This window comes from Tsuneonella dongtanensis (assembly GCF_001698205.1).
Lineage (GTDB): Bacteria > Pseudomonadota > Alphaproteobacteria > Sphingomonadales > Sphingomonadaceae > Tsuneonella > Tsuneonella dongtanensis.
Map to the genome: position 1 here is coordinate 75,958 of NZ_CP016591.1, position 20,720 is coordinate 96,677.

The 20,720-nt window shown below is 66.6% G+C and carries 14 protein-coding genes; 5 read left to right on the forward strand and 9 right to left on the reverse strand.

The annotated features are described in order from the left end of the window. Positions 1-3: 3 nt before the first annotated feature. From A6F68_RS00350 to A6F68_RS00365, 4 genes are read right to left on the reverse strand one after another with little or no spacing between them, the layout of a single operon-like run. Positions 4-1,098, reverse strand: coding sequence for an LLM class flavin-dependent oxidoreductase (locus A6F68_RS00350; RefSeq protein WP_067674744.1), 1,095 nt, complete (start codon positions 1,096-1,098; stop codon positions 4-6). After that, positions 1,095-2,009, reverse strand: coding sequence for an aldo/keto reductase (locus A6F68_RS00355; protein ID WP_067674746.1), 915 nt, complete (start codon positions 2,007-2,009; stop codon positions 1,095-1,097). The genes A6F68_RS00350 and A6F68_RS00355 overlap by 4 nt, the downstream gene beginning before the upstream one ends. Beyond that, positions 2,006-3,019, reverse strand: a complete 1,014-nt coding sequence (locus A6F68_RS00360) for a LacI family DNA-binding transcriptional regulator (protein WP_067674749.1) — start codon at positions 3,017-3,019, stop codon at positions 2,006-2,008. Before A6F68_RS00360 ends, A6F68_RS00355 begins: the two co-directional genes overlap by 4 nt. Continuing rightward, entirely contained in the window at positions 3,016-5,016 is a 2,001-nt protein-coding gene (locus A6F68_RS00365) for an alpha-glucosidase (RefSeq protein WP_067674752.1), read from the reverse strand. The genes A6F68_RS00360 and A6F68_RS00365 overlap by 4 nt, the downstream gene beginning before the upstream one ends. 145 nt (positions 5,017-5,161) lie before the next feature. On the opposite strand from A6F68_RS00365, the gene A6F68_RS00370 reads away from it, so the two are divergent. Together A6F68_RS00370 and A6F68_RS00375 are read left to right on the forward strand one after the other, a co-directional pair. Beyond that, positions 5,162-7,489 carry a TonB-dependent receptor gene (locus tag A6F68_RS00370; protein ID WP_157096760.1) on the forward strand — a complete coding sequence of 776 codons (2,328 nt, stop codon included), beginning with the start codon at positions 5,162-5,164 and terminating at the stop codon, positions 7,487-7,489. 111 nt (positions 7,490-7,600) lie between these two features. After that, positions 7,601-8,221: a LysE family translocator gene (locus tag A6F68_RS00375; RefSeq protein WP_067674757.1), complete on the forward strand. Its 621-nt coding sequence runs from the start codon at positions 7,601-7,603 to the stop codon at positions 8,219-8,221. A 3-nt stretch (positions 8,222-8,224) separates the two neighbouring features. Here the strand turns inward: A6F68_RS00375 and A6F68_RS00380 are convergent, their stop codons facing one another. Beyond that, entirely contained in the window at positions 8,225-9,496 is a 1,272-nt protein-coding gene (locus A6F68_RS00380; protein WP_067681755.1) for an MFS transporter, read from the reverse strand. A 78-nt stretch (positions 9,497-9,574) separates the two neighbouring features. On the opposite strand from A6F68_RS00380, the gene A6F68_RS00385 reads away from it, so the two are divergent. Continuing rightward, a complete protein-coding gene (locus A6F68_RS00385; protein WP_067674760.1) occupies positions 9,575-10,696 on the forward strand; it encodes a YeiH family protein in 1,122 nt (373 codons plus the stop codon). A gap of 79 nt (positions 10,697-10,775) precedes the next feature. Here A6F68_RS00385 and A6F68_RS00390 read toward each other — a convergent pair whose 3' ends face one another. The 3 genes from A6F68_RS00390 to dctA are packed head-to-tail and all read right to left on the reverse strand — an operon-like array spanning position 10,776 to position 16,155. After that, entirely contained in the window at positions 10,776-13,826 is a 3,051-nt protein-coding gene (locus tag A6F68_RS00390) for a TonB-dependent receptor plug domain-containing protein (protein ID WP_084001862.1), read from the reverse strand. Positions 13,827-13,846: 20 nt separating this feature from the next. Further along, on the reverse strand, positions 13,847-14,785 hold the full coding sequence (locus A6F68_RS00395; RefSeq protein ID WP_232308165.1) for an alpha/beta hydrolase: 939 nt from the start codon (positions 14,783-14,785) through the stop codon (positions 13,847-13,849). Then, a complete protein-coding gene (dctA, locus tag A6F68_RS00400; protein ID WP_067674764.1) occupies positions 14,782-16,155 on the reverse strand; it encodes a C4-dicarboxylate transporter DctA in 1,374 nt (457 codons plus the stop codon). Before dctA ends, A6F68_RS00395 begins: the two co-directional genes overlap by 4 nt. Before the next feature lie 261 nt (positions 16,156-16,416). Here dctA and A6F68_RS00405 point away from each other — a divergent pair, with 261 nt between their 5' ends. Together A6F68_RS00405 and A6F68_RS00410 are read left to right on the forward strand one after the other, a co-directional pair. Continuing rightward, complete coding sequence (locus A6F68_RS00405) at positions 16,417-18,033, forward strand: sensor histidine kinase (RefSeq protein ID WP_198152633.1); 1,617 nt, start codon at positions 16,417-16,419, stop codon at positions 18,031-18,033. Beyond that, entirely contained in the window at positions 18,030-19,343 is a 1,314-nt protein-coding gene (locus A6F68_RS00410) for a sigma-54-dependent transcriptional regulator (protein WP_067674767.1), read from the forward strand. Before A6F68_RS00405 ends, A6F68_RS00410 begins: the two co-directional genes overlap by 4 nt. Before the next feature lie 55 nt (positions 19,344-19,398). On the opposite strand, the gene A6F68_RS00415 is transcribed toward A6F68_RS00410, so the two are convergent. Continuing rightward, entirely contained in the window at positions 19,399-20,700 is a 1,302-nt protein-coding gene (locus A6F68_RS00415) for a sugar MFS transporter (protein WP_067674770.1), read from the reverse strand. Positions 20,701-20,720: the final 20 nt, after the last annotated feature.

Consider the following 20,720-nt stretch of genomic DNA (forward strand, 5'->3'; position numbering starts at 1 on the left):
GGATCAGTCGAACTTCAGCGGCCCATGTTCGATGTGCGGCAGCACGTAACGCGCGAACATGTCGCACTCGTTGACGTGGGGATAGCCCGAGAGGATGAACGCCTCGATCCCCTCGGCCTGATAGGCGCGCAGCTTGGCGAGCACCTGGTCCGGCGTGCCGACGATCGCGGCGCCGCAGCCCGACCGGGCGCGACCGATACCGGTCCACAGGTTCTCCTCGACGAAGCCGTCGCCGTCAGCGGCGCCGCGCAGTTCGGCCTGGCGCTGCACGCCGTAGTTCTTCGCATCGAGCGAAGCCTCGCGAATAGCGCGGCCCTTCTCGTCGTCGAGCTTCGACAGCAGGCGGTCGGCGTAGGCGCGCGCCTCGTCCTCGGTCTCGCGCACGATCACATGGACGCGGTAGCCGAACTTGAGCGTACGGCCGTACTTCGCCGCCCGTTCGGTAAGGTCGGCGATGTTCTCGCGCACCTTGTCCATCGTGTCGGGCCACATGAGGTAGACATCGCAGCCCTCAGCTGCGCATTCGCGGGCTTCGTGGGACAGGCCGCCGAAATAGAATGGCGGGCACTTGCCGCTGATGGTCTTGATCCGCGGCGGATCGAGCTTGAGCTGGTAGTGCTCGCCCTGGTGATCGATGCTCTCGCCGTTGAGGAGCTGGCGGACGATCTTCATCACTTCGGTCGCACGGCCATAGCGCGGACCGCCGGGCATCGCCTGTCCCGGCATGTCGGACGAGATGATGTTGACGTTGAGGCGGCCTGCGGTGCCATCGGCGTTGGGGCCGAGGATACGGTCGAGCGTCGCGATCCGGCGCGCGAGCTGCGGGGGCCAGTCCTCTCCGATGCGGGTCGCCCAGAGCAGCTTCATGCGGCGGAGCAGCGGCGCCATGGCTGCCGCGAACACCGTGGTGTCGAGCCCGAGCTGGTACCCCGAGGGCAGCAGGATGTTGTCGAACCCGCCCTCTTCGGCGCGCAGGACGATGTTGCGGCAGTGCTCCCAGCTCGACTGGAGCTGCGGATCGGGCACGCCGAGAAACTCGTAGTCGTCGTCGCAGAGCGCGGAGAACCACGCGATTTCGCATTGTTGCGCTTGGGTCATGGAAGCCTCTCTCCTCGCGCGGCGACGAGCACCGCGTACCAATCCTGCCGGGTCCAGCGCATCGCCAGCGCCTGCGCGGCTTCGGCGATGCGCCCGGCGCTCTGCGAACCGACGATGGGGATGATCCCTGCCGGATGCGCCATCATCCAGCCGTAGGCGGCAACGCTGCGACTGGCGCCCTGCTCCTTGCCGATCCGGTCGAGCTCGGCAGCGACTGCCTTGTCGCGCGCGCTTTCGGGCGAAAGCAGGCGGCCGCCTCCAAGCGGCGACCATGCGAGCGGGGTCAGCCCCAGCCGCATGGCCTGGTCGAGCTCGCCGTTCTCGAAGCAGTCGATGCGCAGCGGGCTGATCTCGGGCTGGGTCGCGACGAGCTTGTGCGTCAGGAAGTGCTGGAGCGCCTCGGTCTGCTGCTGCGTGAAGTTCGATACGCCGATGGACCGGATCTTCCCGCCGGTCACGGCATCGTCGAGCGCCCGGGCAACCTCCTGCGGGTGCGCCAGGATGTCGGGCCGGTGGACCTGCCACAGGTCGACCATGTCGACCTTGAGCCGCCGCAGCGATTCGTCGATCGCCTGCGCGAGATATTCGGTCGACTGGTCGTAGGGCAGCGGGGGCCGAATGCCGCCCTTGGTCGCCAGGACCATGCGAGCGCGAAGTCCCGGCTCGGCCGCGAGCACTTCGCCCAGCAGCGCCTCGGCATCGCCGAACCCGGCATTGCCGTCGAAACCATAAATGTCCGCGGTGTCGAGCAAGGTGATCCCGGCGTCGAGCGCGGCGTGCACGAGCTTTGCCGCCTCGCCCGCCGAACGACCGTTCTCGGCCAGGCGCCACATGCCCCAGGCAATCGGCGACACGTCGATCCCGGTGTGCCCGAGCGACCGGGTGGCAGGCGGGGCGGGCAAAAGGCTCATGCAGATCTCCGGGGCGGCGGAGCGACCGAAGCGCGCTCGACCAGTTGATGGGGCAGGCGGCGATGCTGTGTCTCGCCGCCCGCGATCAGGATTTCGGCCGCGGTGTGCGCCAGCTCGGCCATAGGCTGATGGATCGTGGTCAGCGGCGGCCAGACGGTCCGCGCGAGCGTCGTGTCGTCGAACCCGGCGACCGACAGTTCGGACGGTACCTCGATCCCGCGCGTATGCGCCTCGGCAAGAACGCCGGCGGCCATGTCGTCGTTGGAAGCGAAGATCGCCGTCGGCGGCTGCGGCATGTCGAGGAGGACCCTCGCCGCGCGCATCCCGCTGTCGAAGTCGAACTCCCCGTCGATCACCAGCGCGGGTTCGAACGCGATACCCGCCCGATCGAGCGCCTTGCGATAGCCGTAGAGCCGTTCCTCGCTCGCCATGTGGCTCGGATGGCCTTTCACGAACCCGATCCGGCGGTGTCCATGGTTGACGAGATGCGTGGTCATGTCGTCGCCCGCCTGGACGTCGTCCATGAACACCGAACTGGTGAGCGCGTGGTTCGTCCCGGGCGAAATCCGCACGAACGGGATGTCGAGGGTGTCGAGCACCGACAGCACCGGCGCGCAGTCGGTCACCGGAGACGACAGGATGATCCCGTCGACGTGGGTTTCGGAGATCAGCCCTCGCACTTCCGCGCCCACCGACGGATCGTCGACGTCGACCGGCTGGGCGAGCAGGCGGATGCCCTGCGCATGGCAGAAGTCCCAGCACCCCTTCTGGATCTGGAAGGTATAGTAGGGACTGTGATTGTCGTAGATCAGCGCGACCTGGTTCGACTTCGCACCGGACAGGATCCGCGCAGCGACGCTGGGCCTGAAGTCCAGCTCGGCCATCGCGTCTTCGACCCGCTTGCGAGTCGCTTCGCTGACGTAGGGATGACCGTTGAGCACGCGGCTGACCGTCTTTACCGCCACCCCGGCGCGCGCGGCGACATCGCGGATGTTGGAACGGCCGCTCATGCCGCCAGCGCTTTCGGCAGGCCTGCGAAGATCGCAGCGTGCGGGCTCCCGGGTCGGTAAAACACCGGAGGCTCGCCAACCGGCGCCGCCACTGTGTGCGTCCCGGGAGCGAAGTCGCGCCCCGACCAGACGTGCCGCCACGGCGCATCGCCGGGCAGGACGACCTGCCGCGCTCTCGCGCCCTCTTCGACTACCGGTGCCACCATGAGGTCGGACCCGTAGAGATACTGATCCCGCACCGCAAACAGGGCAGGGTCGTCCGGATATTCGAGAAACAGGGGTCGCTGGAGCGGGAGCCCGGTCTGGGCCGCTTCGTCGCTCAGCGCGCGAACGTATGGGGCGAGCGCGGCGTGCACGCGGCTCCATCGCGCGAAGCAGGCGAGAAGTTCCGGGGTGCTGTCGTACTGCAGGTTGTCGTCGGGCCGGTTGCCTTCGTGACTGCGCATGACGGGTGCGAACGCGGCCAGCTCGCACCAGCGCATGAGCAACTCCTCGGTCCGCACATTGCCGAGCAGCGAGGTGTATCCGCCGCAGTCGGAATGGCTGTAGGCGTTTCCGACCAGCCCCGATGACAGCGCGGCGGTTATCACCGTGCCGATGCCGTCGTGGCGGGTGAAATCGACGCACTGGTCGCCCGCCCAGAGCAGGGGGCAATGCGCCTGGACGCCCGAAAACCCGGCGCGCATGAAGAAGACGGCGTCGCCGGTCTTACCGCGACTGGCCAGCGCGCGCGCGTTCACTTCCGCCCACAGCACCGGCCACCGGTTGTGCGCTTCCATCGGATCGCTGCCGTCGGCCAGCCTGAGATCGGTGGGAAGGTACTCGCCGAAGTCGGCCATCCAGCCCATGATGCCGCGGTCGAGCATTTCGCGACCGAGGACACGCTCGGCAAACCAGTCGCGCGTTTCCGCGCGGGTGAAGTCGATCACCCCGCAATCGAACTCGCCGAAGTCGACGAGATACACCTCGTCGCTACCCTGCTGCAGGCAGAAATGCCCGCCCTCCAGCGCCTCGGCATAGAGTTCGGCGTCGTTGGACAGATACGGGTTGGCGTATGCGAGGAAGCGGATCCCGCGCCGGGCCAGCGCTTCGATCCGCGCTTCGAGATCGGGGTATCGCGCCGCACTGCGCGCGCCGAGTTGCCAGTCCCAGAACAGGCGGCGACCAAAACTCGTCTCGCGGATGCCCGCCCAATCCTCGCACCACAGGCCGGAGATCGCGGCTCCGGCTTCGACGAAGCGCTCCAGCCGGTCGAAACTCGATGCCCCCGACTTGAGGCCGACGATCGCACCCCCGATCGCCCAGTCCGGCAAGGGAGGCTGGCGGCCGAAGCGGCCGGCAAGCTGGCCGACCAGCGCCTTGGGGCCTTCTGCGGCGAACAGTTCGAAACGGGCCATGCTCGACCACACCTCGACCGCGTGCGCGACCGGATCGGTGAAATCGAGCACGCTGTAGCAACTCGCGTCGAGGTGCACCGCGATCCAGCGCGACGTGAGGAACGTCGGTTGCGGATAGTTGGTGTGATAGTAGTCGCCGCCGGCCATCCCGGCCTCGTCCATCGCACGGGTCAGCGCGGTCGACTTGTCGCGGCCCACCCCGGGCTCGCTGGTCCACATCGGAAACCGACGTCCGCTCAGCGCCAGGTAGCTCATCTGCTCGCCGCCGCCCCAAACGGTCTCACCCGGCTCTGCGTGAAAGCGAATGTAGATGCGATCGAACGCGGGATCGTCGCAGCTGACGGTCAGCCCACCGTCCGACCAGTCGAGGCGAGCCCCGTCGAAACGGACGCCGGTCGGGGTCGCGCTCCACTCACCCAGATCGCGACGGTCTCGCGGCGCATCGTCGATCCTGAAGTTGCCGCGAACCATCTCGATGTCCGGCGTTCCCCGGGCGATGGCCAGCGCAGGACAATCCGGGGCATGGCGCAACACGACCCGGCCGCCGAGAAGCAACTCGAATCCGCCATCGCGCGCCCTGAATTCGACCGTTTGCGCCATTTCTCCCCCGGTTGCGTCCGCATAAAGGCCTGAAAAGCCGACTGCGCCGCCTGTCCCATATGACACCGCTTGACATACCGGGTCAATGCGCGCATTTCAAGGGCAACGAAAGTTCGTTTCGCAGGGAGAGATTTTCATGATCCGTATGGGTTTCCGTTCGCGCGCGCTCGCGCTGTCGGGCAGCATGATCGCGCTTGTCGCGGCGAATCCGGCGCTCGCGCAAGATGCTTCCGATGCCACCGACGAGGGTGGGATCGAGGAGATCATCGTAACCGCGAACAAGGTCGCCGAGAACGTCCAGGACGTTCCCATCGCAATCACCGCGCTGACGTCTGATCGTCTCGAGACCGCCGGGACAACCAGCCTCGAAGGCATCACCCAGCTCGTTCCGTCGGTCACGTTCCGCAAGGGCACGACGAGCGCCAACAGCGCCATCGTGATGCGCGGGGTCGGCACGATCACCTTCTCGATCGCCGCCGAGCCGAGCGTGTCGACCGTCGTCGACGGCATCGTCCTCAGCCGTTCGGGACAAGCGTTCATGGATCTCGTCGATGCCGAGCGGCTCGAAGTGCTGCGCGGCCCGCAGGGCACCCTGTTCGGCAAGAACGCCAGCGCCGGCCTCGTCAACATCGTCTCGAAGGGTGGTACGGACAGCCTCGAGGCAGAGGCGCGCGCCGAGTACTTCGAAGGGGACGAGTATCGCCTGCGCGGGTCGCTTTCGGGTCCGCTCGGCACTGACCTGAGCGCGCGCGTGACCGGGTTCTACGGCAGTTACGATGGCAACATCACCAACGTGTTCGGCGGCCAGAACAACCAGGTCAACGGATATGAGCACTACGGCGCCCGCGGCATCCTCGACTATAACGGACCAAGTGCGCGGGTGCGCTTCATCGCTGACCTGTTTCGCGCCAACGACGATTGCTGCGCCGACGTGACGACCGTCAGCCGCGGCGCAGTCCTCGATGCCGAGCTGGGCCTGCCCGGCGGTGTCGCGCACGGCCTCGACCAGCGCTTCGTGAACCACAACCTGGTCACGCAGACGCGCGACCGGCAATGGAGCCTCACCCTGTCGGGTGACCTTGACTTGAGCGATACGCATACGCTGAGCGTCGTCGGCGGATATCGCAACTGGCGGAATACCGAGTTGCGCGAAGGCGATTTCCTGCCGCGCGCGATCGTGGGTACGGCCGAGCTCCACGATGAAGGTCTCGTGACAACCGAACAGCTGTCAGTCGAAGCGCGGATCGCATCGGACAGCGCTCTGCCGTTTTTCTACCAGGTCGGCGCCTTTGCCTGGCATTCGGACAACACTCAGATATTCACTCGCAGGGACATCACTTGCAGCACGTCGACGTTGCCCTTGGCGCCGAGCGGCGCCCGGCCTTGCAACGTAGCCGATACGGTCAATACGCTGTTCCCCACCGCCACCTCGAACAGCGACGTCAGTTCGTCCAACTTCGCCGTGTTCGGCCAGGGGACCTTCCGCCTCTCGGACCTGATCGCGATCACCGGGGGCTTGCGCTACACCTGGGACGACCTGTCGTATGTCCACGTCCGCGCGCCGGGCGTGAACGCGACCAACGGAGCTCCCGCAACGGGTCCGGGCATTTCGGGCAATCCCGCGGGCGGAACGATTGCTTCGGGCGGCAACGGTACGAACATCTCGCGCGGAAGCAGCACCAACGGCAACCTTTCGGGCAAGGCCGTCCTGCAGATCACCCCTTCGGACGACGTGATGCTCTACGGCAGCTACACGCGCGGCTACAAGGGACCGGCGTTCAACGTCTTCTTCAACCACACCGCACCGACCAACGCGATCCCGATCGACGAGGAAACGTCGGACGCGTTCGAAATCGGTGCCAAGACGCAGTTCCTCGACAACCGCGTCCAGCTCAACGTCGCGGCCTTCTCGGTCGAGTACGACGGGTTCCAGGCCAATAACTTCGTCACTCTCAACGGTGCGGTCGTAACGAACCTCACCAACGCCGGCACGGTGAAGTCGCAGGGCTTCGAAGTCGACATGCTCGCGGTTCCGGTGGACGGTCTTACCCTGCGCGCCAGCGCGGCCTATGCCGATGCCTTCGTGAAGCGGTTCAACCCGAATCCGCAGACCAACGCGCCCGACGCGCGCAACGGCACCCAGCTCCCGCTGGCGCCCAAGTTCGTCTACACGCTGGGCGCCGGCTATGAGGGCGATCTCGGCGGGATGAAGCTCTACCTCGACACCGATTTCCGCCACGTCAGCAGGCAGTTTTCCGACCTTGGCGAGAGCGGCCCGATCGACCCCTACGGAATCTGGAATGCCTCGGTCGGCTTCTCCGATGCCGACGACCGTTATCGCCTGACGTTCCACGCCCGGAACATCACCGACGAGAGCTATGCGCTGCTCAACGTCAGCAACGGCCAGCGCCTGCAAATCCCGCGCGATGCGGACCGGTACTTCGGCGTGAGCCTACGCGCGCGCATCCGGTAATCGGACAAGCCCGTCGGGTCGGGCACAGCAGCGGCCGCGGAAGGAGACTTCCGCGGCCGTTTCCTTTGGCCGGCACACTGCTAGGATCGCCGGCACCGATATGGGTGGCCGATGATCGATACTCCGCTGCTTCTCGCCTTCATCGCGGCCGCCGCGCTTCTGGCGATCACGCCCGGGGTCGATACGGCGATCGTCCTGAGGGCGGCGGCTGTGGACGGAAAGCGTTCGGCACTGCTGGCAGCGCTCGGCATCGGCACCGGCTGCCTTGCATGGGCTCTGGCGGTCTCGCTCGGCCTTGGCCCTCTGCTGGCTGCTTCGGAAATGGCCTACACCGCGCTCAAATTGGCGGGCGCCACGTACCTCGTGTGGCTGGGAGCACGGATGCTCATGCAGCCGCGCGGCGCGTTCGCGCCGGACGTCAACGTCGGAACCGGCCGGGGAGCCTTCGCGCGCGGCCTCTTCACCAACCTCCTCAATCCCAAGGTCGGGGGATTCTACGTCAGCTTCTTGCCGCAGTTCGTGCCGGCAGGCGCGGACCTGGCCAGTTCTTCTCTGATCCTCGCCTGCATTCACATCGCGTTGTCGCTGGCGTGGTTCGGCGCGATCATCGCAGCGACGGGGCAGATCGGGCGCCTGCTCCGGCGCCCCGGCGCGGTCGGATGGCTCGACCGCGCGACCGGTGTGGTGCTGGTCGGCTTCGGCCTTCGCCTCGCGCTGTCGACGCGGTCCTGAGGGCTACTCGCCCTCGTCCTCAGCAACGATCCGCGGCACGAGGAAGTGCACCCAGGCAAGCGCCGTGAGATAGGCCAGCGCAGCGGCCCAGAACAGCGGGGCATAGCCGACGCCCGAGGTGAGCAGCGCGCCGGTCGCTTCCTGGATGCCGAAACCCGCGACGTTGCCGGCGATGGCACCGATCGCCATCACGGTGGCGACGCGGCGCGCGGGCACCGCATCGGCCGCGAAGCCGAAGATGTTCGTCGAGAAACCTTGGTGCGCGAAGAGACCGAGGCCGATGATCGCCGCCGCGGTCCAGGCGCTGTCGACCGTCAGCGCCAGCGGGATCGGCAGCACCGCGAGGCCATAGAGGAACATACCGGTCTTGCGCGCAGCGTTGACCGAGCGCCCCTTGCCGAGCAGCACGCCGAACAGCTTGCCCGCCGTCAGCGCGCCGACGGCCGCCATCGTGAACGCGAGCGCGGTCGGCCCGACGAGTTCGGACTGCGAGAGGTTGAACACCTTGTGGAACAGGTCGGGCAGCCAGAAGGTGAAGAACCACCAGAACATGTCGGTAATCGCCTTGGCGCCGGCGATCGCCCAGGTCTTGCGGTCGGACAGCGCCTCTCCGTAGGACGAGCGCACGGGTGCGCCCTCGACCGCCGCGGCACGCGGCAACGGCTTCAGCCGGCGCGTCCCCATGATCCAGAAGGCGAGCCAGACGAACCCCAGCAGGCCGGTAACGATGAAGGCCGCCTTCCACCCGAACACGACCGCGAAGGGCACGACAGTCAGCGGGGCAAGGATGTTGCCGATGTTGGGTGCGGTATTGACGATCCCCATGCCCATCGTGCGCTGACGGATCGGCAGGTATTCTGCCGCCGCCTTCACCGCCGCGGGCGTATTCACCGCCTCGAAAGCGACCAGCGCAACCCGCGCGGTGACGAACTGGGTCACCGTCGCCGCGACCGCGTGCGCCATGCCCGCAACCGACCACATCGCAACCGCGGCACCGTAGGCCAGCTTCACGCCGAAGCGGTCGATGATCCAGCCGACGAACAGCAGCGCCGCGGCGGCGGCAAGCTGGCTGGCGGACGCGAAGTGTGCGAATTCCGCATCGCCCCACCCGTACTCGGCAGAAATCGTCGGCTTCAGCAGCGAGAGGACCTGCCGGTCGACGTAATTGATGATCGTGCCAAAGAAGAGCAGCGCGATCAGCCAGTTGCGCGTGCGGGCCAGAGCCCGGTCTTCGGCAGCCTGATCTGCCGTGCTCGCGCTAACCCCGTCGGTCATCCCCGCCACTCCCTTGCGCGCCCTTGCGGCGCGTCACGCTTGCACGATACCCATTCGCGCGCGTAAGGGAAGGATAATATGACACCGTCGGACAATGGCGCCGCTAAGGGGCGGATCGACTGGGACGCGCTGCCCTATGGCGGCGACCTGTTCGGCGAGATCTACCTGGCCGAAACGGCGCCGGCTCCGGTCGATGCGAAGCCGCCGCGCAAGCCCCTCTCCCGCTTTCTGCCCGGGCTCGCGGTGGTCGGTGTCGCCGCGGGAACGGCGGCGTGGCTGGCCGAGCATTACGGTTTCCCGATCATCCTCCTCGGCCTTCTCATCGGCCTCGCGCTCAACTTCGTCGCGCGCGAAGAGACGACGCATCCGGGACTCGACCTCGCAAGCCGAACCTGCCTGCGCTGGGGCATCGTTGCGCTGGGGTTCCAGGTCACGCTGGCGCAAGTGCTCGACCTCGGACCATGGCCCTTCGCTGCGCTCATCGCCATCATGCTGGTCGCCTTCTTCGCCGGGGTCGGCGGGGCGGCGGTATCGGGGCAGTCCCGCTATGCTGGGATCCTTGCGGGCGGTGCGACCGCGATCTGCGGCGCGAGCGCGGCGCTGGCGCTGTATGGAATCATCGGGCGCGACCGTTTGAGCCAGGCGCAATTCGCGCTGACGCTCGTGGGGGTCAGCCTCGCGAGCGCGCTGGCGATGTCGCTCTACCCGGCGATCGCGGGCGAGATGGGTCTCACCGACAGTCAGGCCGGGTTCCTGATCGGCGCCTCGATCCACGACGTCGCGCAGGCGATCGGCGGCGGCTTTACCTATTCGGACGCGGCGGGGTCCGAAGCGACGATCATCAAGCTTTCGCGGGTGGCCCTGCTCGGGCCGGCGATGATCCTGGTCGCGCTGTGGATCGGCAATTCGGCCGTGGATGCCCGCCAGCCGATCTGGCGCCGGGTTACGCTGCCATGGTTCATCGTCGGCTTCGTGGCGCTGATGGCGGTGAACAGCACGGGCGTCGTGCCCCCCGCGGTTCAGGCAACCTTGATGACAGCATCCAAGACGCTGCTGCTGTTCGCGGTCATCGCAACCGCGATGCGGTCCGACATGGCGCTCATCATGCGGCTCGGCTGGCGCGCCGCGACTCCCGTCGTGTGCGCCACTCTGGCCAGCTTCCTCGCCGCGGTTGCCGCCCTCTGGCTGGGTGCCGCCTGATCCCTGAAAACGTTGGGCCGGCCGCCTTCCGCGAGGAAGACGACCGGCCCTGCGCCCCCGAGTGGCCCCCCGGCGTGAACTAGAACTTCTTGCGCAACTCGACCACGAACTGACGTCCGCGCGGACTGTGCAGTTCGCTGAAGAAGCCGAACGACTCGTCCGCCAGCGGAGGATCCTCGCCGAACACGTTGTTCACCGCGAAGCGAAGCCGCGTGCCGTCGAGCGGCGTGTCGTTCTTGATCGAGTAGGCGACCGACAGGTTCATCGTGAACAGGTCGTCCACCGGATAGAAGTTCGCGTTCGGATCGTCCGACACGATCAGCACGTCCCGCACCACGCTGGTGTCGTAGACCTTGCCGACGTACTGGCCGAACACGCCCACTTCGACCGGGCCCTTTTCCCAGTTGATGGAGCCGCTGGCACGCCACTTGGGCCGCCCCTCCACCTCGAGAAGCTCGCCAAGCCCGCCGACGGTCACGTCGAGCGGCAGGGTTCCGGCAGCGACCGCGTCAAGGATCTCCTGCCCGTCGGGCCCGGCATCCTGCACGAAGCTGATCAGGCGGGCGGCATTGAGGCGCAGGCGGAAATCGCCCAGCCCGAAGTCCGGCACTCGGTAGTAGAGGCCGAAATCGACGCCCTTCGACGTGCGGCTGTCGAGGTTGAGATAGGGGTCGAGCACGAAGTCGATCTTGCCGGCGGGCTGAAGGCCGGTGCCGGTGAACAGCGCAACGTCGTCCGCCGTCGGAGCGAGTCGGATGACGTTGGGGTTGGTGCTGCCGTTGAGGCGGCGCAGCAGGTCGAGCGCGATCGCGTTGTCGTCGCCGAACGTGCCGACCAGTCCGGTCTGGCGCACCCGCCAGTAGTCGGCCGTGATGGTCAGACCGGGAATGAACGTCGGCTCGAGCACCACGCCGAGGTTGATGCTGGTGCTGTCTTCGGGGTTGAGCGTATCGGCGCCCGACCGGAAGCTGATGACGCCGGCCCCGGGGCACGCGCCGAGGCTCGACAATTGCCCCTTGGCAACCTGGGCGGTGCAGACGACGAAATCGTCGCGGGTGTTCGACCGGGTCGTGCCTGCATCGTTCACCTGGACGAGGTTCGGTGCGCGGAAGCCCTGCGACCAGGCCCCACGGAAAGTCAGCCCCGGAAACAGGGTCCACGAGGCCGCGACACGCGGCACCGCCGCGGTCGCGTCGATATCCTTGAAGTGTTCGACGCGCCCGGCCAGCTGGAGGTTCAGCTGTTCGACAAGCGGTATGTCCATCTCGGGGCTGACGATGGGCACGAAAACCTCGGCAAAGGCCGAATAGACTTCGCGCACCCCGCTCGTGTCAGGCGAGGGGCTGGTGCCCGCGACATCGCTGCCGTTGAATTCGCCGGTCACGCTGTCTGTGAAGGTGATCGTTCCATCGAGCCGGGGATCGCGATCGTCGTAGAACGTTTCGCGCCGCCACTCGACGCCTGCGGCCACGCCGAGGTTGCCGCCGGGGAGCGAGATCAGGTCGTCGCGGCTGAGCTTGAAATCGGCGAGCGCGAGGCTCGTCCCACCCTTGCGGAACACATCGATGCGAAACGGGTCGATCGACGATGCCGGGTTGGGCGTGCAATCGCCCTGCCCCGGATCGCCGGTCACACAGCCGCCGTTGAACGGATTGTATGCGTCGGGCGTCGTGAGGTTGATCTGGTTCTGCATCGCCGTGAGCGAGACGCGGTTACGCGCCAGGTCGATCGAATCCGCTTCCGAATAGACGAAGCCGGTATCGAAATCCCACGCGCCGAAATTGCCCCGCAGACCGCCGACGAGACGGTACGTGTCCTTGTCGACGGTCACGTCACGGTTGCCGACATCGACGAAGCGGTAGCGCTCCATGATGATGTCTGCGCCGGTCGACGGGATCGTCGTGCCCGGCAGGCGTTGCGGGTTGGGCTGGCCGTTGCGCAGGGTCGGGCCGAAGGGATTGTAATAGGCGTTGCGCGAAATGCCGACCGGTACTGCGCTCAGGATCGCCGACGCCTCGATGAAGCGGCGGTTCTCGGAGCGATAATAGCTGCCCTCGAAATAGGCCTCGACATTGTCGCTGAGCTCGTAGCTCAGCAGCGCCAGTGCATTGTAGCGATCCTTTTCGCTGATCAGGTGACTGCCGAAGTTGGTGTTGTAGCGGACCGCCGTCGTCGGGGTGGTGCCGTCGCGGGCGCACAGACCCGGCCCGAAGGTCATCCTGCAGCCGGGGAACGTGCTGGGTTGGAGATAGAAATCGTCGTCGCCGATGGGTGTGCGATTGCTCGGCGCCTGGATGTCGAACTGGCCAAAGGGGCCGAAGGTGTTGCGGTTGTTGAAGGATGCGTCGTCCGCGAAATCGGTCCCGGCGACGAGCGGGATGCGGTTCTCGTCTGCGGCATAGATGCGGTCGCGGGCGAGCAGGCCGTTCTCGTGGAAATAGCCGCCGTACAGCGTCAGGTTGCCGCGGCCTCCGCCGAAGTCGAAGCCGAACCCGCCGCTGAGCGCGTAGTTGTAGAGGCCGGTCCCGTCGGACAGGCGCACCTCGCCCTCGACGAACCCGCCCTTCATGTTGCCCTTGAGGTGGGTGTTGATCACGCCCGCGACGGCATCGGCACCGTAAATGGCCGAGGCACCATCGCGCAGGACTTCGATCCGCTTCACGCTTCCCGGCGCGATCTCGTTGGTGTCGGACGAGACGACCGGCACCAGCAGCTCGGTCTGGAAACCGGGGTGCAGGGTCATCCGGCGGCCGTTGATCAGCAGGAGCGTGTTGCCCGTGCCGAGGTCGCGCAGGTTGATCGAGCCGACGTCGCCGCGCGCGCTGTTCTGGGTCGAATTGTTCTGCTCGTTGAAAGCGACGTTGCCGGCTTGCGGGATCGAGCGGAACAGCTCGTCGCCCGATGCGGCGCCGGTGGTTTCGATCGCCTGCTCATCAAGGACGGTTACCGGTAGTACGTCGTTGATCTGCGCGCCTTGGATCTGCGTGCCCGTGACGACGATCTGCGGCTCGTCGGTCGCTGACTGCGGATCAGCCGTTCCTGCGGCGTCCTGGGCGTGGGCCTGGCCTGCGAAAGCGATGAGGCTGGCCCCGCCCAGCAGGGCAAGCCGCGTCATTGTGTTGGTGCGCATCGATACCTCCCGATATTTGATCATGACTTGAATGCCGCCCGGTTGATCCAGGCTTCGAATTGTTCCGGCCACTGGTTCAGCGTCTGCTGGGGCGTCCCCAAGCCCCAGCCATGGCCGCCGTCAGCATAGACGTGAAGTTCGACGCTGGCGCCAGCTTTGCGCAGCGCCTCGAATAGTGTGAAGTTATGGCCCGGAGGCGTGGTCTGATCGTCCGCGGACGAGAACAGGATCATCGGCGGCGCGCCCTTGGCGGCATAGGTATCGAGCGACCACGCGGCCTCTGCCTCGGCAGTGGCCTTGTCCCCGACGATCTCCCGCCGGGTCCGGGTGGTGTCGAAAGGTTTGCGCAACGAGACGACCGGGAACAGCAGGACCGCGAAATCGGGGCGGGCGCTGGCGGCCTCGAAACGGTCGTTTCCTGCATAGAGCACGCGGTCGGGCTGCAGCGCGCTGAACCCCGCGAGATGTCCGCCGGCAGAGAAGCCCATGATGCCGATCCGATTGGGCAAGATGTCGAATTCAGCAGCGCGCGAGCGGATGATTCTTATCGCCCGCTGCGCATCGGCGAACGGGGCGCTGGCCTCCCATCCATCGCCGGGCAGCCGGTAAAGCAGGTCGAACACGGTATATCCGCGGTTCTGCAGCCAGCGCGCTGCGGGGGCGCTTTCCTTCCATTCCTGGATGCGGAAATACCCACCGCCGCCGCAGATCACCACCGCGCGGCCGTTGGGCTTGGCCGGGCGATAGACGCGCATCCGCGGGACGGAGATGTTCGAAATGGCGCCGTAGCCCGCGCCTTCCTTGCCGATCTTCTCGGGGCCCTTCGGCCCACCGCGACCGGGAGGCGAACCGGGCCAAAGCGGTATTTCCTCCAGCTCGTGCGCGAATGCGGCGCCCGGCATCGAGCCGAGCGCCAGTGCGACGGTGCCGCCGATCACGGAGCGGCGCGAGGCCTTCAAATTGCCTCTCCCGCCGGGTGGACCGCATCGTGCGGGCTCGTCCGTTCGTGAAGTTCGGTATCGGCCGGCTCAAGGGGTATCGCGCGACCCGCCATCGCGGCGGCCAGTCGATCGCGGTCGAGTGCGTTCTCCCACTTCGCGATCACGATCGTGGCGACCGCGTTGCCGACGAAATTGGTCAATGCGCGGCACTCGGACATGAAGCGGTCGATGCCGAGGATCAGCGCCATGCCGGCCACCGGTACCGACGGGACGACGGACAGCGTCGCGGCGAGGATCACGAATCCGGCACCCGTGACACCGGCGGCGCCCTTGGAACTGATCATCGCCACAAGGACCAGAGAGACTTGCTCGGCGAGGGACAATTCGATCCCAAGTGCCTGCGCGATGAACAACGCGGCCAGCGTCATGTAGATGTTGGTGCCGTCGAGGTTGAACGAATAGCCCGTCGGCACGACCAGCCCGACTACCGCCTTGCGACACCCGGCGATCTCCATCTTCTCCATCAGGCTCGGCAGGGCTGCTTCGGACGACGATGTGCCAAGCACAAGGAGCAGCTCCTCGCGCAGGTAGCGGATCAGGGCGAAGATGGAGAAACCCGCCATCCGGGCAACGAGACCGAGCACAACGAGCACGAACAGGATCGAGGTGATGTAGAACGTGGCGATCAGCGCCGCGAGGTTGGCGAGCGTGCCGATCCCGAACGTGCCGATGGTGAAGGCGATGGCTCCGAAAGCGCCGATCGGAGCCAGCTTCATCAGCATGTGCACCAGCTTGAAGATCACCGCGGCCGCCGACCCGAGGATGTCGAGGACCAGGTCGCTGTGCGGCCGGGTCGCAGCGATCGCTACGCCTGCGAGGATCGAGACGAGCAGCACTTGCAGGATCGATCCCGCGGTCAGCGCGCTGAACAGCGTCGTCGGAATGATGGCGAGCAGGAAGCCGGTAATCGTGGTTTCTTCCGCCGTCGCGGCGTAGTTGGAGACCGCTTCCGCATCGAGCGTCGCGGGGTCGATCCCGAGCCCGGCTCCCGGCTGGAAAACGTTGGCGACGACAAGGCCGATGATGAGTGCGAGCGTGGAGAAGAACAGGAAATAGGCGAAGGCCTTGCCCGCCACGCTGCCCACCGCCGCCATGTCGCGCATGCCGGCGATCCCGGTCGCGACGGTCAGGAAGATAACCGGCGCGATGATCATCTTCACCAACGCGATGAACGCATCGCCGAGCGGCTTCAGGCTGGCGCCGAGGTCCGGATAGAAATGGCCCAACGCCGCACCGGCGACGATGGCGGCTACGACCTGTACGTAAAGCTGGCGATAGAGCGGCTTGCGGACACGCACCGCGGCTTCGCCCGCACTGGCAACCTCCATTTGACCTCCCCCGCGCCCGTTTTCGTCGACGCGTCCGAAATGATCGCGCGACGAGACCCAAAGATCAAATCGCCCGGCGATTATCTTTTATTCTGGTATATCATGAGCTTATCCGGACCTACGCCGTAAAATTCCGGATATCCGCACAATAAGATTGCTGTTTGTGCAGAATTCCGCACACTACATCGTATGCAGGTGCTTCGCCCACTCTGGACTTGGATAAGCCGGCATACCGGGTTGGTTGTCGGGGGGCTGGCCGTCGTGGCGCTGTCCGCCATCGCCTTGATCGTGATCGACCGGTTCGAGCGCGCGTCCGCTCTGTCACAGACGCGCGCAGTGGCCGCGGGAGATGCAGAGATACTGGCGGGTGGCCTGCGGAGCGAACTCGACAAGTTCAGTCTGGTCCCCCGAGTACTCGCCGAGGACCCGCAGGTCGGCGCCCTTCTCGATGGTACGCGCGCGGAGGTGCCTCGCCTCAACCGGCGTCTCGAGCAGGTTGCGCGTCAGACGGGCGCGGCGGCTATCTACCTGATGGACGCGGACGGACACACGCTGGCGGCCAGCAACTGGAACCTTCCCACATCGTTCGTCGGATCGAATTACGGCTTTCGGGACTACTTTCGCGACGCACTGCGTGCCGGGTCCGCCACGCAGTTCGCACTCGGCACGGTGAGCCGACGTCCCGGTCTTTACATCGCGCAACGCGTGGAAGCCGCGGGAAAGACCATCGGGGTCGTAGCGGTAAAGGTCGAATTTACCGAACTGGAGGCGGATTGGCGAAGCGCGACCTTGGGTGCCTTCGTCACCGATGGCGATGGCATCGTTCTTATTACCAGCGATCCGGCATGGCGTTTCCGCGCCACGCGCGCCATCGATTACGAAGCGCGTAACCGGCAAAGCGATCTCCAGCTCTACGGAGTGGCTCGCTTCGATCGCCTTGCCGAACCGGCCGGCGATGGGCAACTGGTGAGCACACCACTGGAGATCGGTGCCAACACGATCCTTCCCAGGGGCTGGACGATCAACCTGCTTGTCGACCCTGCGCCGCAAGTCGCCGCCGCCGTCGCGACCGGGCGGCTGGCGCTGTTGTCGGTGCTGGTCGCATTCGGGCTCCTCGTGGGCATCGCAATCCTGCTACGTCGCCGCCGCGAGGCGCGCACCAACGCCTTGGTCGCGGAGCGCACGGCGACCTTGCGCGAACAGCTCACCCAGGCGAATCGACTGGCAACCCTGGGCCAGGTGTCTGCAGGGATCGGCCACGAAATCCGCCAGCCCGTCGGCGCGGTCCGCGTCTTTGCCGAGACCGGCGAGAAGCTGCTGGCCAAGGGCATGGTCGAAGAAGCGCGCACGAACTTCGCGCGGATCGTCGAGCTTGCGGACCGGATTGGCGTGGTGACCGGAGAATTGCTCAGTTTCAGCAGGCGCGGGACGCGGGCACCGCGGGTCATGCCCATCGGCCAGGCGATCGACGGGGCGCTGCTGCTCCTGCGCGACCGGATCGAGCGGCTCGACATCGCGCTCGAGCGGCCATTGCCGGGCGTGGCCGCGATCGAGGTGCGCGGCGAGCATGTCCGGCTCGAACAGGTGCTGGTCAATCTTTTGCAGAACGCGCTCGATGCCGCGGGCCACGCGGGCCGTGTCGCCATATCGGTCGAAGCCGACGGGGCGAACTGCCGCGTCACCGTGGCCGACGACGGCCCCGGCGTGCCCGCGGGGGTCCGCGAAACGCTGTTCCACCCCTTCGCGACCACGAAGGATCAGGGGATCGGTCTCGGGCTCGTTATCTCGCGCGACATCATGCGCGAGCTCGGCGGCGATCTCGAATACTCCGAAGGCGCTTCCGGCGCCTGCTTCATCATGACGATCCCCCGCGCATGAACGGCACATCAAACGTGCCGGTAATCTACGTCGAGGACGACGAGTTCCTTGCGGCCGCGTCGGTGCAGGCGCTGGAACTCGAAGGCTTCGCGGTGACCCGCCATGCCGAGGCCTTGCCCGCGCTGAAAGAACTGTCGCGGGATTTCCCGGGCGTGGTCGTCAGCGACGTCCGCCTTCCCGGGATGGATGGCCTCGCGTTCTTCGCACGCTTGCGCGAGATGGATCCGGACTTGCCGGTCATCTTCACCACAGGCCACGGAGATGTCGAGATGGCGGTCGCAGCGATGCGCGACGGTGCGGCCGATTTCCTGGCCAAGCCCTATGCCGCCGACCGCCTCGCCCGCTCGATCCGGATGGCGGTGCAGAAGCGCGCGCTGATTCTCGAGAACCGGCGTCTGCGGGAAGAGCTCGGACAGCGTGCCGAGCGCCACATTCTCGGCACCTCTCATTCGGCCGATCGCCTGCGCACGCTGGTGGCCGCGGTTGCCGCGGCAGAGATGGATACGGTGCTCGAAGGTCCGCCCGGTTCCGGAAAGACGTTCACCGCCCGACTGCTCCACGACCTCAGCCCAAGGCGCAGCCGCCCCTTCGTCGCGGTCGATGCCGCCGTCCTGATGCACCCGGATGCCGAGCTTCTGCTGTTCGGGCGAGACCCGTCTGCGGGGTTGTCGCGGACCGGCCTCGTCGAGCGCGCGCAGGGCGGCACCCTGCTCCTCGACGAGATCGAGAGCGCGGGCGGCCAGCTGCGCGCTCGCCTGCTGTCGATCCTCGCGAGCAGGTCGATCCTGCCGATGGGAGCGGAGCGTCCGCGACGTCTCGATATCCGGCTGGTGATCGCCTTGCGCAGCGATCGTGCAGCCGGGTCCGAGGATCTGCTCGACCACCGGTTGAGCCCGGTTCGGATCAGCCTGCCACCTCTGACCGAGCGGCGAGACGATCTCCCGACGATTTTTCGCAGCTTCGTCGCACGGCACGAACGCGAACTGGGCATGGAATCCAGGCCGATCGGCGAGCAGGAGTGGCGCCATTTGCAGGTCCACGACTGGCCGGGCAATCTCCGCGAACTCGATGGTTACGCCCGTGCCTTCACCTTGGGCCTGACCGAACTGTCTTCCGATGGAGCCGCTGCGGGCCCGACCCGATCGCTCGCCGATGGCGTTGCCGCATTCGAACGCACGATGATCGAAGACGCGATGCGCCGTACCCGGGGCGATGTCGGCGAGGCGCAACGTCTTCTCGGCACGCCCCGCAAGACGCTTTACGACAAGCTCAGCAGGTATGGCCTGCGCGCGCGGGACTTTCGCCGCTGAGGAAGCCGGCGGGGCCGCTTAAGTCAGCGGCCCCACGGTGCCTTTCCGTTTTCTGTTACCCGTCGATGCCGTGTGAGCGTGCGTATCGTCCGAACGCGGCGATGACGAGGTAGCAGATGATGGGTACGACGAGCGCGATGGCGAGGCCTGCGCCGTCGGCGACGAGGCCGAGGGCGGGCGGGATCAGCGCGCCGCCGACGATCGCGGTGCACAGCACGCCCGAGGCCTGCGCGGCGCGCTCGTTGAGGCCCTGGGTCGAGAGGCTGAAGATCGTGGGGAACATGATCGAGTTGAACAGGCCGCAGGCGACCAGCGACCACGCCGCAAGACCGCCCGAGGTCAGCGCCGAGACGGCCAGCAGCGCGATGTTCATCGCCGCGGCCCCCGCCAGCACGTTGCCCGGCTTGATCGCCCGCAGCACGAACCCGCCGACGAGCCGCCCGACCATCGCGCCGCCCCAGTAGAGCGCGACCATCCGCCCGCCTTCGACAGGACTGAGGCCGAGCACGCGGTCCTCCGCCATGTAGGCGACCATGTTGCTCGCGATCGCCACCTCGGCGCCGACGTAGGCGAAGATGCACAGCGCGCCGAACTGCAGCCGCGGGGTCGAGGCCAGCAGCGCCAGCGTGCCGGAGTAGTCGGTCTCCTCCACCTGGCGCCCGTCGAGCGCCTTGCGCCAGAACCAGAACAGCGCCGCGATCGCCACCATCGCGATCGCAAGCCCGATATAGGCATGGCCGATCACGGTGGCTTCCGACACGCGGTAGGCGGTGAGCTCGGCCGGGGCCATCGCGGCGGTATCGACCGGAGCGGTATCGCCCAGCAGCAGCTCCGCCCCGCCATAGACCATCAGGAACACGCCGACCGAGTTGAACGCCTGCGCGAAGGTCAGCCGGCTCGACGCGGTCGAGGGATCGCCCAGCGTCACCACCACCGGGTTCATCGCCACCTGCAGCAGGGTGATGCCGCCGCCGATCACGAAAAGCGCGGCAAGGAAGCTGGCATAGACCCCGGTGTTGGCTGCCGGCAGGAACAGGAGCGCGCCGGCCGCCACCACCAGGAAGCCGACCACGAACCCGCGGATGTAACCGAGCTTGCGCAAGAGCACGCCCGCAGGAATCGAGAAGATCGCATAGCTGGTGAAGAAGGCGAACTGCACCAGGTTCGCCTGGAAATGGCTGAGCTGGTAGAGCCCCTTGAGCTTGGGGATCAGGATGTCGTTGATGTTGGTCACCCCGCCCAGGATGAAGAACACCGCAAAGACCAGGTACAGCACCCGCTTCGACCCATCGGACACGCCCGCGCCCCCGCTCGAATCGCCCGCCCCCACAGTCGAACCCGGTATCGGTGCCGCCATCGATCAACTCTCCCTGCACC

Bases quoted from the DNA above. Each gene is read 5' to 3' on its own strand.
- A6F68_RS00350 (WP_067674744.1), bottom strand. From the start codon at position 1,098: ATGACCCAAGCGCAACAATGCGAAATCGCGTGGTTCTCCGCGCTCTGC.
- A6F68_RS00355 (WP_067674746.1), bottom strand. From the start codon at position 2,009: ATGAGCCTTTTGCCCGCCCCGCCTGCCACCCGGTCGCTCGGGCACACC.
- A6F68_RS00360 (WP_067674749.1), bottom strand. From the start codon at position 3,019: ATGAGCGGCCGTTCCAACATCCGCGATGTCGCCGCGCGCGCCGGGGTG.
- A6F68_RS00365 (WP_067674752.1), bottom strand. From the start codon at position 5,016: ATGGCGCAAACGGTCGAATTCAGGGCGCGCGATGGCGGATTCGAGTTG.
- A6F68_RS00370 (WP_157096760.1), top strand. From the start codon at position 5,162: ATGGGTTTCCGTTCGCGCGCGCTCGCGCTGTCGGGCAGCATGATCGCG.
- A6F68_RS00375 (WP_067674757.1), top strand. From the start codon at position 7,601: ATGATCGATACTCCGCTGCTTCTCGCCTTCATCGCGGCCGCCGCGCTT.
- A6F68_RS00380 (WP_067681755.1), bottom strand. From the start codon at position 9,496: ATGACCGACGGGGTTAGCGCGAGCACGGCAGATCAGGCTGCCGAAGAC.
- A6F68_RS00385 (WP_067674760.1), top strand. From the start codon at position 9,575: ATGACACCGTCGGACAATGGCGCCGCTAAGGGGCGGATCGACTGGGAC.
- A6F68_RS00390 (WP_084001862.1), bottom strand. From the start codon at position 13,826: ATGCGCACCAACACAATGACGCGGCTTGCCCTGCTGGGCGGGGCCAGC.
- dctA (WP_067674764.1), bottom strand. From the start codon at position 16,155: ATGGAGGTTGCCAGTGCGGGCGAAGCCGCGGTGCGTGTCCGCAAGCCG.
- A6F68_RS00410 (WP_067674767.1), top strand. From the start codon at position 18,030: ATGAACGGCACATCAAACGTGCCGGTAATCTACGTCGAGGACGACGAG.
- A6F68_RS00415 (WP_067674770.1), bottom strand. From the start codon at position 20,700: ATGGCGGCACCGATACCGGGTTCGACTGTGGGGGCGGGCGATTCGAGC.